The sequence below is a fragment of the Pseudomonas sp. AB6 genome, from assembly GCF_034314105.1.
Classification (GTDB): Bacteria; Pseudomonadota; Gammaproteobacteria; order Pseudomonadales; family Pseudomonadaceae; genus Aquipseudomonas.
Genome location: NZ_JAVIWJ010000001.1, coordinates 1,368,716 through 1,383,772, shown reverse-complemented (window position 1 = coordinate 1,383,772; position 15,057 = coordinate 1,368,716). Strand labels below are relative to the sequence as shown.

The following is a 15,057-nucleotide window of genomic DNA, read 5'->3' as shown; positions in this document are numbered from 1 at the left end:
TACCACGGAAGTCACTATGGATCGTTTATCTGCCCTCTTGACGCACTTTGGTGTAAGTGCCGGAACGTTCCACAGCGGTGACTTTTGCGGGATAGCGGCTTTCGACGACCAAGAGCCACGCGGCCATATCCATTTGCTAAAAGCGGGGCAAGTCAAACTCCGCTTAAGCGACAGCCGCGAGCATTTGATTACTGAACCCACTCTGATTTTTTTTCCTCGGCCTTACCAGCACAGGCTCAGCTCCACCGAGGCGGATGGTGCACAGCTGGTCTGTGCATCGCTGAGCTTTAACGGCGGAGTGAACAACCCACTATCGTCCGCACTGCCTGACTATTTGCTGTTACCGCTGGCAGACGTGGCAATGCTTGGGATTACGCTGGAGTGGCTGTTTCGCGAAGCCTGCGGCGACGACTGCGGGCGTGACGCTACGATGGACCGCTTGTTCGAGCTTTTGGTTATTCAGCTGTTACGGTATTTGCTTACAACACATGGGATGGAAAGCGGAATGATGGCGGGACTTGCTGACCCGCGTTTGTCGCGCGCGTTGAATCAGATGCATGCCAATCCTCAACAAGCTTGGACGGTGGCGGAACTCGCCACTGCAGCCAACATGTCTCGGGCGAGTTTCGCTGCGCATTTCCATACGGTGCTAGGGCAACCGCCCGCGGATTATTTAATGAGCTGGCGCATCAGTCTGGCGCAAAAACGCTTACGAGACGGCAAACCCATTGCACTTATTGCCGATGAAGTGGGCTATGAAAGTCCTTCTGCCCTCGCCCGCGCCTTTCGACGCAAGACCGGAACCAGTCCGCGCGACTGGCTGCGAAGTCAGATGTCATAAATAAAAAAGTCCGACATCGCCTGGGGCGTCGTCGGAGTTCTTTTGGCTGCGAGCTAAAACCGGTGCATCAGAAAATCGAGATAGGGTAATCCGCGATTAAACGAAACTCGTTGACATTGCCTTCGGCTTGATCGGCATTGCCACGATGCCACGCTTGACGCATACGCAAGGATAAGTCCTTGACCGGTCCGCTTTGCACTGTGTATTTAGCTTCAAGGTTGGTTTCGTGGTGTTTACCGTTTTCGCCATAACCGTAGGCACGATAAGGACTATTGGCTGCCATACGAGTCCCGTCGATATTATCACCGTGAATATAACGAACCATGAAAGCCAGACCAGGAATACCAAGACTTGCCAAATTCAGATCATAACGCGCTTGCAGCGACTTCTCTCCAGGACCGTTGAAGTCCGAGTACTGAATAGAGTTAGCCAAGTTTATCGAGTCTGAAATATCACCCGGACCATTTTTGCCAAACGCCACGTAGTCGAACGGAGTATCGCCGTGAACTTTCTGATAGGCGAAGGTGACCGTGTGTGCCGTCAGGAAAGTATAAGCGGCCGCCAGGGAGTACGCAGTGTTACTAATGGCGCCTGCCTTCGCGGAACCGTCGTCGTTGGTGCGGTAAATATTGAAATCTAAGTTTAACGATTGCAGTTCAGAGATTGGCAACGTGTAGTTAGCGTTGGCATAGTATTGACGCCATACATCTTCGAGCTTTGACCCATAAACACTAAGCGAAAGAGCATCGGACACCGCGTATTTACCGCCCGCATAGCTAATGCTATTAGCAGTAACATTAGCGTAGGAGGCAAACAAGTCGTGCTCGCTATTGGTCGTGACCGGACCGTTACCGCCGGTAAAATGTCCAGCATCCAATTCAAGGCCTTTAATCTCGCTGCTCAACAAATTGAAACCGGTACCCGTTTGTGGGAAAAGCCGCGATCCGCCAGCAGCAAATACCGGCGCAATTGGCTGCAGATTGCCCCAAAGCAGTTCGGTTTTAGATATCCGCATTTTCAGCGCACCACCCGCTCGACTGTATTCATCTACCGGTTCACCGTTACTTTGCACCGGCAAGTTACCTGTCCCCGTAGTGCCCGCGCCGCCATCAAGCTTAAAAGCCCAGTTGCCGAAAGCTTCTACACCAAATCCGACAGTGCCTTGGGTAAAACCTGAGCTGTAGTTCGTCAGAACACCTTGCGTCCAATCCTTACGGTCGGCGCTGCCGTTTTTTGAATCGCGATTGAAATAATAGTTTTTAAGGTGGACGTTAAGACTACTGTCTTCAACAAACCCTTTCGCGTCGGCTTGATCGCTAACGACAGCAGCCGTTGCTAACTGGCTGATGCCAATAGAGACCGCAAGGGTCACCAGATTCCACTTAACAGACATCATTTTTGACGATCCCCTAATCCTGATACGCCATCGCCATCAAACACCTGGAAACGGGAATCCTCCCCAGTATTCAGGCGCATAATATAACGATAGTAAAGTGTTGGCAGATGGTTGAAACATAAAGACCGTGTAATGAAATCACGGTGAACTACGGGCCATTCAACCCTTTTCTTATCGTCAAAGCGCAGGGTTGCTCCCCATGCCGTACAACTTTTAACATCGAAGTTCCCAACGTTTATGTCTATTTTCATGATAGTCATTATCGACTAACGTAATAGTTCTATATTCATGACGATGTTAGAGTTCGCTTCGATGACCGACCACGCCTCGACCGCGTCCTGACTCCGCATCAGGAAGCACCGATTTGGCTGCTCCACTTCATCATTCCTTTGGTTACAAATTTTTAGCCACCTCACCTCTGTGCGGTGGCTTTTTTTATGAAGGGATAATCGTTAAGGTGAAACGCCGTCACCTAGGCTAAAACCGGTCTCGGTTGACCCAAAAAGAATTGTTTCCCTCAGCGTTCGTTAGCCTTCAGTAGCTCTGCCCCGTTGAACACTCCACCCAGCTGCATCAACCGTCCGCCAGTGGCCAAGGGGCCCAGATCTATGGGCGCCAGACCTATGGACTTGATCAAATCGGTAACCGCTGCTTTGGCGCCGGCATCGTCTCCAGCTAGAAACGCCACGCGTTTGAAGCCGTCAGGCGCAAGATTAAAGAAACCTGCGATGGGCAAGGTGTTGAACGCCTTGATCACTCTAGCGTCCGGTGCAAGTCGGGCAACTATTTCACTGCCACTGTCCTCACCCAAGTCGGCTACTTTGTAATCGGGCAAATAATTGAGGAAAGTATTGGTCGCATCGATCAGGATGCGCCCTTCCCACTTGGGTAAAGCAGGCAATGCTTGCGCCACGCTTATCCACGGAATCGCCAATATCACCAGTTCGCACGCGGCAGCCTGCTCTAGGGTGCCCGCTTTAGCTTTGTGGCCTAACCTATGAATCAGCGACGTCAAGCTGGCTGGTCCCCTACGACTACTGATCAACAGCTCATGGCCAGCGCGTATGCATTCTGCCGCCAGGGTTTCGCCGACAGCCGCCGCACCGATAATTCCAATATTCATGGTTCCCCCTCATTGCTATACGAAGAAATGGGCATGACCTACTGATCCAAGCTCAAAAAATTATAGCCGTGCTTCTGGACGGGCGAATGAGTAAGCCGAGGGAGCGACCCGATGAACCAAGGTTTAAAAAATAAATGTAAGGCGGCTGAGTAAACCTGCCTTCTTAGGTGTTTACTTCACATTACCTCACAGAGTGCAGGAATACCTTTGCAGCGAGGGTCTTTACACGTTGAATCAGGTACGCAGACATGGCCAATACACTCACGCCTATAAAATATTTGAAAACTTTTATTAATCGGAGCAGCTCATGAACATCGACCTCACCGCAAAGCCTGTTCGTCGTCCTTCCGTTTGGCTCCTCGCGGGCTGCTTGGCCGCTACCCTTTTAAGCGCACAGGTTCAGGCCTCGGGCGACGGGGCCAATGAATCGGATAATTCAATAAAACTTAATTGCCCTAAGGGCAAGGTCTACAACCCCAAAACCAAGTCCTGCACAATTCAGCAAAGCAGCCTAAATCGCTACGTTAACGAAACGTATTATGCTTACCTATTGTAAAACGCAATCGAAACGAAGTTGATGCGGCCGCACGTCGTTTAAAGACTGCACCCTGAACCGCCACCCTATTGAGGTAATTGAATGTCTGCCCAGCGTTGTAAAAAAGTCATAAGCTCGCTCGTCCTGCTCGTATCGTTCGCTACCTCCACATTGGTGATCGCCCATGCTCACTTGCAAAGCCAGACGCCCGCAGCCGACAGCACCGTGACCCCTCCTACAGAACTGCGCCTAAACTTTTCTGAAGGCATTGAGGAAAAATTCACCAAAGTCGTTCTCACAACCAACACCGGTAAAACCGTTAGCGTGAAAAGTATTGCTACTGCAGTAGGCGATAAGAAAACCCTGGTTGTAACTCCTGCCACGCCGCTCGTTGCTGGCCAGTACCATGTCGAATGGCACGCTGTTTCAGTTGATACCCATAAAAGCGATGGCTCATACGCATTCAAAGTAAGCCCTTAATTTCATGCAAAATGCGCTTATCCTATGTCGATTCGTACACTTTGCTGCGGTGCTGTTTCTGTTTGGTAGCGACCTGTTCCGAACCTGGTTATTTCGCGCACGGCTGGAGCGCGCGGACACTGCAACGCTGGACGTCAGTCTGACGTGGATATCACGCGCATTGATCCTTTTGGCCCTTGTCAGCGGCGTGTTGGTGCTGATGTTTACCGCCGCGAGCATGGCAGGCAGTTGGCAAGACGGGTTAGATCTAAACACCCTGTCACTTGTCGTGGATCAAACCTTTTTTGGCAAGGTCTGGTGCGCTCATCTGCTGCTGAACGTCGCGCTGTTAACCAACGTGGTTTCAGATCGACGTCCCTGCCCTACTCTGCGCATGATTCTGACGACACTGCTGCTGGCAACACTCGCGCCGGTGGGTCATGGCGCGATGTTCGATGGCTTGCTCGGCGGGTTGATGATGTTCAATCAACTAGTTCACTTAAGCGGCGTAGGTGCGTGGTTGGGCGGATTGTTGTTGCTGTCATTACTGATGGCAACCCAAGCGCCGGCCAACGCTGTACCACTATTACTACGGTTCAGCGGCATCGGCTATAGCCTGGTGGGGCTGATTGTCACAACCGGCCTGATTAACGTCCGGGTGATGAGCGGCGCGTTATGGCCTGAACCCGCCTTGTCCGGATTTGGGTTGATATTGCTGATCAAGGTTTGTCTGGTGCTGTGCATGCTGTTGCTGGCGCTGTTCAATCGCGTGTTACTCAATCATCACGCTCATCGATTCAACGTTCTACGCACGAGCGTTGCGCTAGAGTGCTTATTCGGTGTGCTGGCCGTGGCGGCTGTCTCGTTGCTGGGTACGTTGCCCCCCATGCTGGCGATCTGACAATACGGCGAAAACGATTCAGACGTGGAGTTTGCGCTTGCGAAACTCAGCCACTTTGTGGCGATTGCCGCACTGCGCCATGCTGCACCAACGGCGTTTGTGCGACTTGGTTCGGTCATAGAACCACAACACGCAGTCCGCATGTTCGCAGGTGCGAATCAGCGCAAAGTCACCGTCCACCAGCAATTGGGCGCCAGCTTCAGCCAACGGTGCAAGAAACTGTTCAGCGGTTTGCTGTTCGCGGACCCGTTCAAGACGCAGCGTGTCCGGAGCTACCCAGATAAGCTGGGGATGGCTCAGCGCTTTGCGCAAGTAGGCATTTAACGCCGTTAAATTGCTCTGAACCCCTGTTTTACGTTGCTCAATTCCCACACGAATAATCTCGCGCAGCTCAAGGGCAGCCGTCAGTAAGGTGCCTCCGGTAAATATTGGAACTTCCTCGGCGTCAAACCAGCCAGCGCGCTCCAGCCAGCGCGCCACATCGGCGTCGTGGTGCCAGAAATCAACCAAGATTCCATTAATGCTGGCTCGGGTGTTGAGCATATCCAGAATCGGATCATCGGCCACGAGAACCGGTTCATTCGATAGCACATCAGGGGTGACGATAGCCATGGTGCCTCCTTGAATTAGACGGCCATCGTAACCCCTATAAAACGACATGAACAGTTACCAACTATCGAGCGCTTAGCGGTTGACGTCCACTACCACTCGGCCGCGCACTTTCCCGGCAATCAACTGAGCCGAAACCTCCACCACGTCACTGAGCGCAATCTCGTGACTGATCAGCGGAAGCAACGACACATCGAAGTCTTTGGCTAGACGTTCCCAGGCGACGATCCGGTCAGCCCGTGGCCGATTGACGCTGTCGATGCCCGCCAACGTCACGCCGCGCAGAATAAACGGCATCACCGTTCCCGGAAATTCCATGCCCTGTGCCAGGCCGCAGGCCGCCACGGTTCCTCGATATTTGATGCCGGCGCACACGTTCGCCAATGTATGGCTGCCGACGGAGTCAATGGCAGCCGCCCAACGCTCTTTGGCTAACGGTTTACCCGGCTCAGACAAGGTGCCACGATCAATGATTTCGGCGGCACCCAGTTGCTCTAGATAAGCACTTTCAGCCACGCGACCAGTGGACGCCACGACTCGATAACCAAGCTTCGCCAAAATAGCCACCGCGAAGCTGCCGACGCCGCCGTTGGCTCCGGTTACCAGCACGTCGCCCTTATCCGGACGTAGACCGTGCTCTTCCAGGGCAATCACCGCTAGCATTGCGGTGTATCCGGCCGTTCCGATAGCCATGGCCTGTGCTGCTGTAAACCCCTTGGGCAGTGGAATCAGCCATTTGCCCTCAACCCGGGCTTTTTCAGCCAGGCCACCCCAATGGGATTCGCCCACCCCCCAACCGTTCAGTAATACCTCGTCTCCGACTTTGAATTCGGCGTCACTGCTGTGCTCTACCGTTCCGACCAAATCAACGCCCGGAATCATCGGAAACTTACGCACCACAGGGCCACTACCGGTAATCGCCAAACCGTCTTTGTAGTTCAGCGTGCTGTAAGACACCCGCAGCGTGACGTCGCCGGGTGGAAGCCGGTCTTCGCTAATATCGCTCAAGCCTGCGCGATAACCCGACTCGTCTTTCTCAATCAAAATGCCCTTAAACATGCATGCCTCCGATATAGACCGATCGTCTAGAAATAGATCGAAAATCACTGTGGCAAACCCCGCAGGAAGCCAGCAATGAACGTATTCAATGGAGTGCCACTTTGAACCAGTCGTGCCCGCAGCACTGCGCCCTCCCAGCCGATCCAAAAGAACGCAGCCAACTCTGCACAGTCGGCATTGACCGACAACTCCCCCGCCGATTGAGCCGCCTTTAAACATAACGTCAGCCGCGCTTGCCAATCGAGAAATATGCTTTCAAGCGCGGCCCGAAACCCTTCCGGCAGCACGCAGACTTCTTGACCCATATTGCCGACCATACACCCGCGCCGGTAGTCATAACGGGCCATCCCAAGGTTAGCGTCTTGGGCAAAACCTGCCAGACGCTCCAACGGTGAAAGTGATTCGTCCAGCAGCCAGCGATCCAGCTTGCGGGCGAAAAACGCCGCGTAATTGTCCAGCACCGCTCGGCCAAAAGCTTCTTTGCTATCGAAGTAATGGTAGAACGAACCCTTTGGCACGCCGATCAGCTTGAGGATGCTGTCAATGCCGGTCGCCGTGAAGCCTTGCTCGGTCAGCACCTCAGTACCGCAACGAATTAATGCGTCGCGGGTTTCCAGGTTGTCTCTATCAACCTTGGGTGGACGGCCTGGACGACGGGGTTTAGCGCTGAGTATTGTCATGCGCTGAATATTAGACCGATAGATTTTAATGTCAATCGGCTGACAAATAGAAAATGTAACCTCCATAATAGTATTTGACAGGTTACAAAAACGAAGAAAGAATAATCGACCCCTTCACTAGTCGCTTATTGAGAACCCTTGCCATGGCCACATATCCCGCCCACTCCTCCAGCACTGTGCGCTATCAACATGTCGATGCCGACGGCGTAAAGATTTTCTACCGCGAAGCGGGCGAAGCTGACGCCCCGGTGATTTTACTCCTGCACGGTTTCCCGAGCTCGTCGCATATGTACCGCGACTTGATTCCGCACCTGGCCACTCGCTATCGCGTGATAGCGCCGGACCTGCCTGGTTTCGGCTTCACTCAAGTGCCCGCTGAGCGGAACTACCATTACAACTTCGACAACCTGGCGAAAACGCTCGAGGGCTTTGTTCAAGTGCTGGGCTTGAGCCGCTACGCATTGTATGTGTTCGATTACGGCGCACCGGTCGGACTGCGCCTGGCTGTTGCACACCCTGAACGTGTCACCGCACTGATTTCTCAGAATGGCAACGCCTACCTGGAAGGCCTGGGCGATGCGTGGGAGCCGATTCGTAACTACTGGCGAAATCCGAGCGCGACCAACCGACAAATCATTCGCGAGGCGGTGCTTAATCTCGACGGGATACGCTATCAATACGTGCACGGTGTCACTCACCCGGAATTGATCGCGCCGGAGTCGTACACCCTTGATGTGCTGCTGATGCAGCGTCCGGGTAATGAAGATATTCAGTTAGACCTTTTCCTCGACTACGCCAACAACCTCACGCGATACCCTGTATTTCAGGCATTTTTTAAACGGACTCAAGTGCCCACGCTGGTGATTTGGGGCAAACACGATCCGTTTTTCATTCCCCCCGGCGCCCAAGCGTATAAACGCGATAACGCCAACGCCGTGGTCGAGATGCTCGACACCGGTCACTTTGCACTGGAAACGCATGTGGACTACATTGCCCAACGCATCTTTGAGGTGTTGGGAAACGCTATTCGCTGAAATCCCAGGCTACTTTGCCCGCTCAACGGTGACCTAACTGTTTGGCTCTATCTAGGAGAATTCCACCGTGAGTACATGGTCCGACCGCCGCATACTCGATCTTTTCGGTATTGAACTGCCGATTTTACAAGCACCCATGGCCGGTTCCAGCGGTTCAGCCATGGCAATTGGGGTTGCGACTGCGGGCGGTCTCGGGTCTTTGCCCTGCGCCGCGCTGAGTCTGGAGCAGATTCGTAAAGAGGTAGCCCAGATTCGCAGCCAGAGTCGCGGCCCGTTGAATTTAAATTTTTTCTGCCACCAACCGCCTGCTGCGGACCCGGCGCGCGAGGCGCGTTGGAAAGAATCGCTCAAAGACTATTACATCGAACTGGGTGCTGATTTCGAGGCGCCGACCCCGGTGTCTGCTCGCGCACCGTTCGATGACGCAACATGCACCTTGGTGGAAGAGTTAAAGCCTGAGGTGGTCAGCTTTCATTTTGGCCTGCCTGCCCCCGCGCTGTTACATAGGGTAAAAGCCACAGGTGCAAAGGTCATTTCGTCGGCCACCACGGTTGACGAAGCGATCTGGCTGGAGCATCACGGTTGTGACGCGATTATTGCCATGGGTTACGAAGCCGGTGGCCATCGCGGCCTGTTTCTAAGTGATGAACTTTCCTCCCAAATCGGCACGTTAGCGTTAGTGCCACAAGTGGTAGATGCCGTTCGTGTTCCAGTAATTGCCGCAGGCGGAATTGGCGATGCCCGGGGCATCGTTGCTGCGTTCGCGCTGGGCGCTTCGGCGGTACAACTGGGCACGGCTTATTTGTTTTGTCCTGAAGCCAAGGTCAGCGCACCCCATTACCAAGCACTGCGTAACGCCAGAGGCAGTGACACCGCGCTGACCAACCTCTTCACCGGCAGGCCCGCACGCGGCATCGTTAACCGGGTAATGCGCGAGCAAGGCCCGATCAGCGCCATCACGCCGGCGTTTCCTCTGGCCGGTGGCGCGCTGATTCCGTTACGCGCGTTGTCCGAGCCCAACGGCAGCGGTGACTTCCTTAACTTGTGGGCTGGTCAGGCGGTAGGCCTGAAGCACGAAATGTCCGCTGAAGCGCTGACACGGCAACTGGGTGTCCAAGCGCTGGAAAAATGCCTTAGCCATTGAAATAACGTCGTCGGGTAATATTGATCACCGACATATATGGGGCCATTGCTTCCACGTGCGCATTTGCCCCTATATATTTCGCTATATGACGGTTGCTTACGGCGGTCTGGCCAACCCGATATCTTCCACACATTTATGGAAAGTCTTCATGCAAATGGGTCCATCACTCATCACTCTTAACGCCTTTGTTGTCATGTTGGTTTCGCTTGGAATGAGCACCGCATTCGCCGATGACGTACAAGTGGCCGTCGCCGCCAACTTCGCCGCGCCGATCCAAGCCATTGCTAAAGAGTTTGAGATAGACACCGGGCATAAACTGATTGCAGCGTATGGCGCCACCGGGCAGTTCTATACGCAGATCAAAAACGGTGCACCGTTTGATGTGTTCCTGTCCGCCGATGACACCACCCCTGCCAAGCTGGAAAAAGAAGGTGAAACTGTTCCAGATTCGCGCTTCACTTACGCCGTTGGTAAATTGGCGTTGTGGTCGGCCAAAGAAGGTTACGTAGATGATAAAGGCGCCGTACTAAAGGCTAACCACTATCAGCACCTGTCTATCGCCGACCCAAAAGCGGCGCCATACGGCTTGGCGGCAACTCAAGTCTTGGCCCACCTTGGTCTGACCGACGTGACAAAAGATAAAATTGTCACCGGCCAAAACATCACCCAAGCCTATCAATTCGTCTCCACCGGTAACGCTGAACTAGGCTTCGTTGCGCTGTCGCAAATTTATAAGGATGGCAAAATCATCAGTGGCTCGGCATGGCTAGTTCCAGCCAATCTGCATACATCGATCAAACAGGACGCGGTCATCTTGTCCAAGGGCAAGGGAAACCCCGCGGCTAAAGCGCTAATGGAGTATTTGAGAGGGCCAAAGGTCGCTGCGATCATCAAATCCTACGGCTATGAGCTCTAATGCCACTAGATGGCGAAGACCTGGAAGCGATTTGGCTGACGCTGAAACTGGCGTCATTGACCACCATCATTCTGCTGCTGATCGGTACGCCCATCGCGTTATGGCTGGCACACACTCGGTCGTGGCTTAAAGGCCCGGTGGGTGCGGTGGTTGCGCTGCCTCTGGTGCTGCCGCCCACTGTGATCGGCTTTTACCTGCTGCTAATCATGGGGCCAAACGGTTTTGTCGGTCACTTTACCCAAAGCATTGGGCTAGGGACGCTGACGTTTAGCTTCACTGGCTTGGTCATCGGCTCGGTTCTCTATTCAATGCCCTTCGTCGTGCAACCCTTGCAGAATGCCTTTACTGCAATTGGTATCCGCCCACTGGAGGTTGCTGCCACACTGAGGGCAAATCCGTGGGACACGTTTTTCAGCGTCGTCCTACCGCTGGCCAAGCCTGGTTTCATTACCGGTGCAATCCTTGGTTTTGCCCACACCGTTGGCGAATTTGGCGTGGTACTAATGATTGGCGGCAATATACCCGGCAAGACCCGCGTGGTATCGGTGCAACTCTATGACCACGTTGAGTCCATGGAATACTTGCAAGCGCATTGGCTGGCCGGGGCCATGGTGGTGTTTTCTTTTCTGGTGCTGTTGGTGCTGTATTCCAGCGGAAAAACCAAAGCGGGCTGGAGTTAAACCATGACGGTGCCGCTCGCTCAGATTCAAGTTCAGCTGCAACTGGCCTACCCAAGTTTTGCCATGGACGTCGACCTCAGGCTTCCCGGACGCGGAGTAACAGCCCTCTACGGCGACTCCGGCTCGGGCAAAACTACTTGCCTGAGGTGTATTGCCGGGCTGGAAAAAGCTCAGCAAGGGCTCATCCAGGTCAACGGCGAAGTCTGGCAAGACAGCGACAACGACATTTTCCTTGCCCCGCATAAACGTGCGTTGGGCTACGTTTTTCAGGAAGCCAGCCTTTTCCCGCATCTTTCGGTACGCGGCAACCTGGAGTTCGGGTTGCAGCGCATTGCACGTCATCAGCGCAAAGTCCAGCTAACGCAAGCCACTGCGTTGCTCGGTATCGATCACCTGCTTGATCGACGCCCAGACAAATTGTCCGGCGGCGAGCGTCAACGCGTCGGGATAGCACGCGCCTTGTTGACCAGCCCGCGCTTGCTGTTACTGGACGAACCGTTGGCGGCACTAGACGCCAAACGCAAAAGCGAGATCCTGCCATATCTCGAACGCCTGCACGAGGAGCTGGATATTCCGATGCTGTACGTCAGTCATTCCCAAGATGAAGTCGCACGGCTGGCTGACCACATTGTGCTGTTGAGTGATGGCAAAGCATTGGCCAGCGGTCCTATCAGTGAGACCCTGGCTCGGCTCGACTTGCCGATGGCAACCAGTGAGGGCGGCGGAGTGGTGATTGAGGGCATCGTCAGCGCATACGACCTCAAGTACCAGTTACTGACACTGCGACTGCCAGGCAGCGATTTAACCGTACGCGTAACCCATGCGGCCATGGACATGGGCAAACGCTTACGTTTTACCGTACAGGCCAGGGATGTAAGTCTGACTCTGCAGCCCGACGATCAGAGCAGCATCCTAAACCGCTTGCCAGTGACCGTGGCCGGTGAAGTCCCCGCCGACAACACGGCCCACGTGTTGATCCGTCTCGATGCTGCGGGAGTACCGCTGCTAGCACGTATCACTCGATACTCCCGCGACCGGCTGCAACTCTATCCCGGCCGACAATTGTGGGCACAAATCAAGTCAGTGGCCGTGCTGGCATAAACCGAGATAACACAAAAGGCACCCCTGCGTACTTCAGTGGTCAATGGTGATACCTGTTCGAAGGAGTTCGCCATGCCTGCCTCGACCGACATCACCCAACTGCCTTGTGACTTGCACTATGTCGACGATACTCAAGTCGGGTTCAGTCGAAAAATTTTGCGCGGAAAATTTACATACTTCGACACCGGCGGTGAGCGCATCCGGAATGAATCAGAAATCAAACGGATCAATGCGCTGGTGATCCCTCCGGCCTACACCGATGTATGGATTTGCGCCGATCCCCAAGGACACTTGCAAGCAACCGGACGTGACGCACGGGGCCGGAAACAGTACCGCTATCATCCGCGCTGGCGAGAGATCCGCGACGAGAACAAATACTCTAGGATGATCGAGTTCGGAATGGCTCTGCCCAAGGTCCGCAAGCAGCTGGAAGCGCAACTCAATGCCCCAGGTATGGGCCGAGACAAGGTAATGGCGACTGTTATTTCATTACTTGACGCTACGCTGATTCGCATTGGCAATAGCCAGTACGCTCGAGACAATCGGTCTTACGGTTTAACGACGCTGCGTAATAAGCATGTGGAAATCAAAGGCAGTGCAATTCTTTTTCAATTTCGCGGCAAAAGTGGTGTCGAGCACCAAATCAGCATCAGGGATCGGCGTTTGGCGCGCATCATTAAACGCTGTATGGAATTGCCAGGGCAGAATTTGTTTCAGTACCTTGATGACGACGGCGAACGCCATTCGGTGAGCTCATCGGACATTAATACTTATCTGCAAAGCCTCACAGGTGCCGATTTTACCGCTAAGGATTACCGAACCTGGGCCGGTAGCGCCTTGGCACTGACCACGTTGCGTAAGCTGAAATGGGAGTCAGAAGCGAATGCGAAAAAACACATAGTCGACATGGTCAAGGAAGTTGCACGGCAGTTGGGCAACACCCCGGCGGTTTGTCGGCGTTGCTACATCCATCCCGCAGTACTTGAAGGTTTCCTGCTAGGTGATCTGGCGAAACTGCCTCGCTCTCGACAACGCAAAGGTCTGCGACAGGAAGAAGTCGCACTGGCAACTTTCCTCCAGGCGCTAGCCACGAAGGCGGCCGCAGTGGCTAAAGATGCTGATTAAATACAGGGGCAAAGCGTAACTACTCACTCACCCTCTCAACCGCACGATCATGCAACGCACGGACAGGTGCTTCAGGCTGAACGTAGGTACTAGAGAGTTCTTCGATCCGCAGCAGTAGATGACGCACCGCATGTTTAACTTCTTTAAATACTGCATCGGGCTCATCAACTCGGGCCACCTGTTTCAGCAGGTTATCAACAGTACTCACGGCACTTCGCTGATCGGTTAATACATAAAGAACATCCAATCCTTCGCTCGCCAGCGCTGCCAGGTAATCCGCCTTCGGAACCCGCTCACCGCTTTCATATTTGCCCTGCGCGTTAGCCGCAACACCACCAAGAAAACCCATTTCTCGTTGTGAATACCCCAGCCGCTTGCGCTCCTGCCTGAGTCTTGCACCTATCTCGTTCATTTCTCTGACTACCTAAACGGTCATTGACCGCCAAAGTCTCTCAAAAAAAACTCACAATTTAAACGTCCTCAGCTTCATAAAATCGACTGTTGGTCGGAGCGCGGGCTCTTTTCACCGACGATATGCGCCACCTCTATTCATTTGATGGTTGACATATTTGCAAAATGAATCCAATTCGAACATGCCGCGCCCGCCCACACTTTCAACTACGGCCATCAGACTTATTGAACATTTCTTCAATGAGGGGATCAATCGACCGTGCATCAGGAACACTTAATAACTGTTGAGGAACTCCATCGATGGAACGACCCATTATTTTCAGCGCCCCTATGGTGACTGCGATACTTCACGGCAAAAAGACAGTAACGCGCCGAATCGTCAAACAAGTTGAGTCGGCCTCATCAGTATCACCGCGCTCTACCCAGCCGACACTTAGCCTAGGCGCTGAAATGGCCGAAGCAACTATCGAGTCGTTGCCTGCACGCCTTTTACATTCCACAGAAAGGTGCCCCTACGGGCGGCAAGGCGATGTGCTTTGGTTAAAGGAAACGTTTTACGCGTACGGTCGATGGGAGGCTAGGTTTAATCGAGGTGTTAATCGGGAAGAATGGCGTTTTCTCGACACTACTTTGAGCAGCGGGATGAACTACCAATACGCCCAACCTGCTGATTACCTCAAAACGTCGAGATCCGACCCGCGTCCGGGTTGGTGGCGGCGATCCAACGTGTTCATGCCGCGCCGGGCCTCGCGTATATCACTTGAGATCACTTATGTGCACAAGGAGCGGCTGCGGGACATTACCGACGAACAGGCTATCGCTGAAGGTTTTACGGCGCTGCACAACGGCACGCATGGTTACTTCGCCAATCATTTACCGCCGCCCAATGCAGGAATTAGTACGACTCCTGTGATCGCGTTTGCGGTTTTTTGGCAGAGCCTTAACGGAGCGGAGTCCTGGGAGGAGAATCCATGGGTCTGGGTAGTTGGCTTTCGGCGCATAACGTCATAGATTCGTCGCCTTTAAGTACTTACATCATTTGT

Annotated in this window: 17 protein-coding genes; 11 read left to right on the top strand and 6 right to left on the bottom strand. The window is 53.6% G+C overall.

Going from position 1 to position 15,057, the window contains the following annotated elements; genetic code table 11:
• Positions 1-16: 16 nt before the first annotated feature.
• Complete coding sequence (locus tag RGW60_RS06810) at positions 17-841, top strand: AraC family transcriptional regulator (RefSeq protein WP_322203294.1); 825 nt, start codon at positions 17-19, stop codon at positions 839-841.
• A gap of 67 nt (positions 842-908) precedes the next feature.
• On the opposite strand, the gene RGW60_RS06805 is transcribed toward RGW60_RS06810, so the two are convergent.
• Together RGW60_RS06805 and RGW60_RS06800 are read right to left on the bottom strand one after the other, a co-directional pair.
• Positions 909-2,237 carry an OprD family porin gene (locus RGW60_RS06805; RefSeq protein WP_322203292.1) on the bottom strand — a complete coding sequence of 443 codons (1,329 nt, stop codon included), beginning with the start codon at positions 2,235-2,237 and terminating at the stop codon, positions 909-911.
• Positions 2,238-2,754: 517 nt separating this feature from the next.
• Positions 2,755-3,360, bottom strand: a complete 606-nt coding sequence (locus tag RGW60_RS06800) for an NADPH-dependent F420 reductase (protein ID WP_322203290.1) — start codon at positions 3,358-3,360, stop codon at positions 2,755-2,757.
• 307 nt (positions 3,361-3,667) lie between these two features.
• Here RGW60_RS06800 and RGW60_RS06795 point away from each other — a divergent pair, with 307 nt between their 5' ends.
• The 3 genes from RGW60_RS06795 (at position 3,668) to copD (ending at position 5,255) form a co-directional block, all read left to right on the top strand.
• The gene (locus tag RGW60_RS06795; protein ID WP_322203288.1) at positions 3,668-3,916 is read left to right on the top strand and encodes a hypothetical protein; all 249 of its coding nucleotides are present in this window, start codon (positions 3,668-3,670) and stop codon (positions 3,914-3,916) included.
• An 81-nt stretch (positions 3,917-3,997) separates the two neighbouring features.
• Entirely contained in the window at positions 3,998-4,375 is a 378-nt protein-coding gene (gene copC / locus RGW60_RS06790) for a copper homeostasis periplasmic binding protein CopC (RefSeq protein WP_322203286.1), read from the top strand.
• 4 nt (positions 4,376-4,379) lie between these two features.
• Positions 4,380-5,255 (top strand): copper homeostasis membrane protein CopD, encoded by an 876-nt coding sequence (gene copD / locus RGW60_RS06785; protein WP_322203284.1) that lies wholly within the window; start codon positions 4,380-4,382, stop codon positions 5,253-5,255.
• Between the two features lie 18 nt (positions 5,256-5,273).
• On the opposite strand, the gene RGW60_RS06780 is transcribed toward copD, so the two are convergent.
• The 3 genes from RGW60_RS06780 to RGW60_RS06770 all read right to left on the bottom strand — a co-directional run bounded on the left by RGW60_RS06780 (position 5,274) and on the right by RGW60_RS06770 (position 7,603).
• Positions 5,274-5,867 carry a CGNR zinc finger domain-containing protein gene (locus RGW60_RS06780; RefSeq protein ID WP_322203282.1) on the bottom strand — a complete coding sequence of 198 codons (594 nt, stop codon included), beginning with the start codon at positions 5,865-5,867 and terminating at the stop codon, positions 5,274-5,276.
• Positions 5,868-5,939: 72 nt separating this feature from the next.
• Complete coding sequence (locus RGW60_RS06775; RefSeq protein ID WP_322203280.1) at positions 5,940-6,923, bottom strand: MDR family oxidoreductase; 984 nt, start codon at positions 6,921-6,923, stop codon at positions 5,940-5,942.
• 44 nt (positions 6,924-6,967) lie between these two features.
• A complete protein-coding gene (locus RGW60_RS06770) occupies positions 6,968-7,603 on the bottom strand; it encodes a TetR/AcrR family transcriptional regulator (RefSeq protein WP_322203278.1) in 636 nt (211 codons plus the stop codon).
• A 143-nt stretch (positions 7,604-7,746) separates the two neighbouring features.
• On the opposite strand from RGW60_RS06770, the gene RGW60_RS06765 reads away from it, so the two are divergent.
• The 6 genes from RGW60_RS06765 (at position 7,747) to RGW60_RS06740 (ending at position 13,603) form a co-directional block, all read left to right on the top strand.
• The gene (locus RGW60_RS06765; protein WP_322203276.1) at positions 7,747-8,637 is read left to right on the top strand and encodes an alpha/beta hydrolase; all 891 of its coding nucleotides are present in this window, start codon (positions 7,747-7,749) and stop codon (positions 8,635-8,637) included.
• A 67-nt stretch (positions 8,638-8,704) separates the two neighbouring features.
• Positions 8,705-9,781, top strand: coding sequence for a nitronate monooxygenase (locus tag RGW60_RS06760; RefSeq protein WP_322203274.1), 1,077 nt, complete (start codon positions 8,705-8,707; stop codon positions 9,779-9,781).
• A 193-nt stretch (positions 9,782-9,974) separates the two neighbouring features.
• Positions 9,975-10,697 carry a molybdate ABC transporter substrate-binding protein gene (gene modA / locus RGW60_RS06755; RefSeq protein ID WP_322206861.1) on the top strand — a complete coding sequence of 241 codons (723 nt, stop codon included), beginning with the start codon at positions 9,975-9,977 and terminating at the stop codon, positions 10,695-10,697.
• Positions 10,697-11,377, top strand: coding sequence for a molybdate ABC transporter permease subunit (gene modB / locus RGW60_RS06750; protein WP_322203272.1), 681 nt, complete (start codon positions 10,697-10,699; stop codon positions 11,375-11,377). Before modA ends, modB begins: the two co-directional genes overlap by 1 nt.
• 3 nt (positions 11,378-11,380) lie before the next feature.
• A complete protein-coding gene (gene modC / locus RGW60_RS06745) occupies positions 11,381-12,478 on the top strand; it encodes a molybdenum ABC transporter ATP-binding protein (RefSeq protein ID WP_322203270.1) in 1,098 nt (365 codons plus the stop codon).
• Positions 12,479-12,550: 72 nt separating this feature from the next.
• Positions 12,551-13,603, top strand: a complete 1,053-nt coding sequence (locus RGW60_RS06740) for a DNA topoisomerase IB (RefSeq protein ID WP_322203268.1) — start codon at positions 12,551-12,553, stop codon at positions 13,601-13,603.
• Between the two features lie 19 nt (positions 13,604-13,622).
• On the opposite strand, the gene RGW60_RS06735 is transcribed toward RGW60_RS06740, so the two are convergent.
• Entirely contained in the window at positions 13,623-14,015 is a 393-nt protein-coding gene (locus RGW60_RS06735; RefSeq protein WP_322203266.1) for a helix-turn-helix transcriptional regulator, read from the bottom strand.
• 299 nt (positions 14,016-14,314) lie between these two features.
• Here RGW60_RS06735 and RGW60_RS06730 point away from each other — a divergent pair, with 299 nt between their 5' ends.
• Positions 14,315-15,025, top strand: coding sequence for a hypothetical protein (locus RGW60_RS06730; RefSeq protein ID WP_322203264.1), 711 nt, complete (start codon positions 14,315-14,317; stop codon positions 15,023-15,025).
• Positions 15,026-15,057 lie beyond the last annotated feature (32 nt).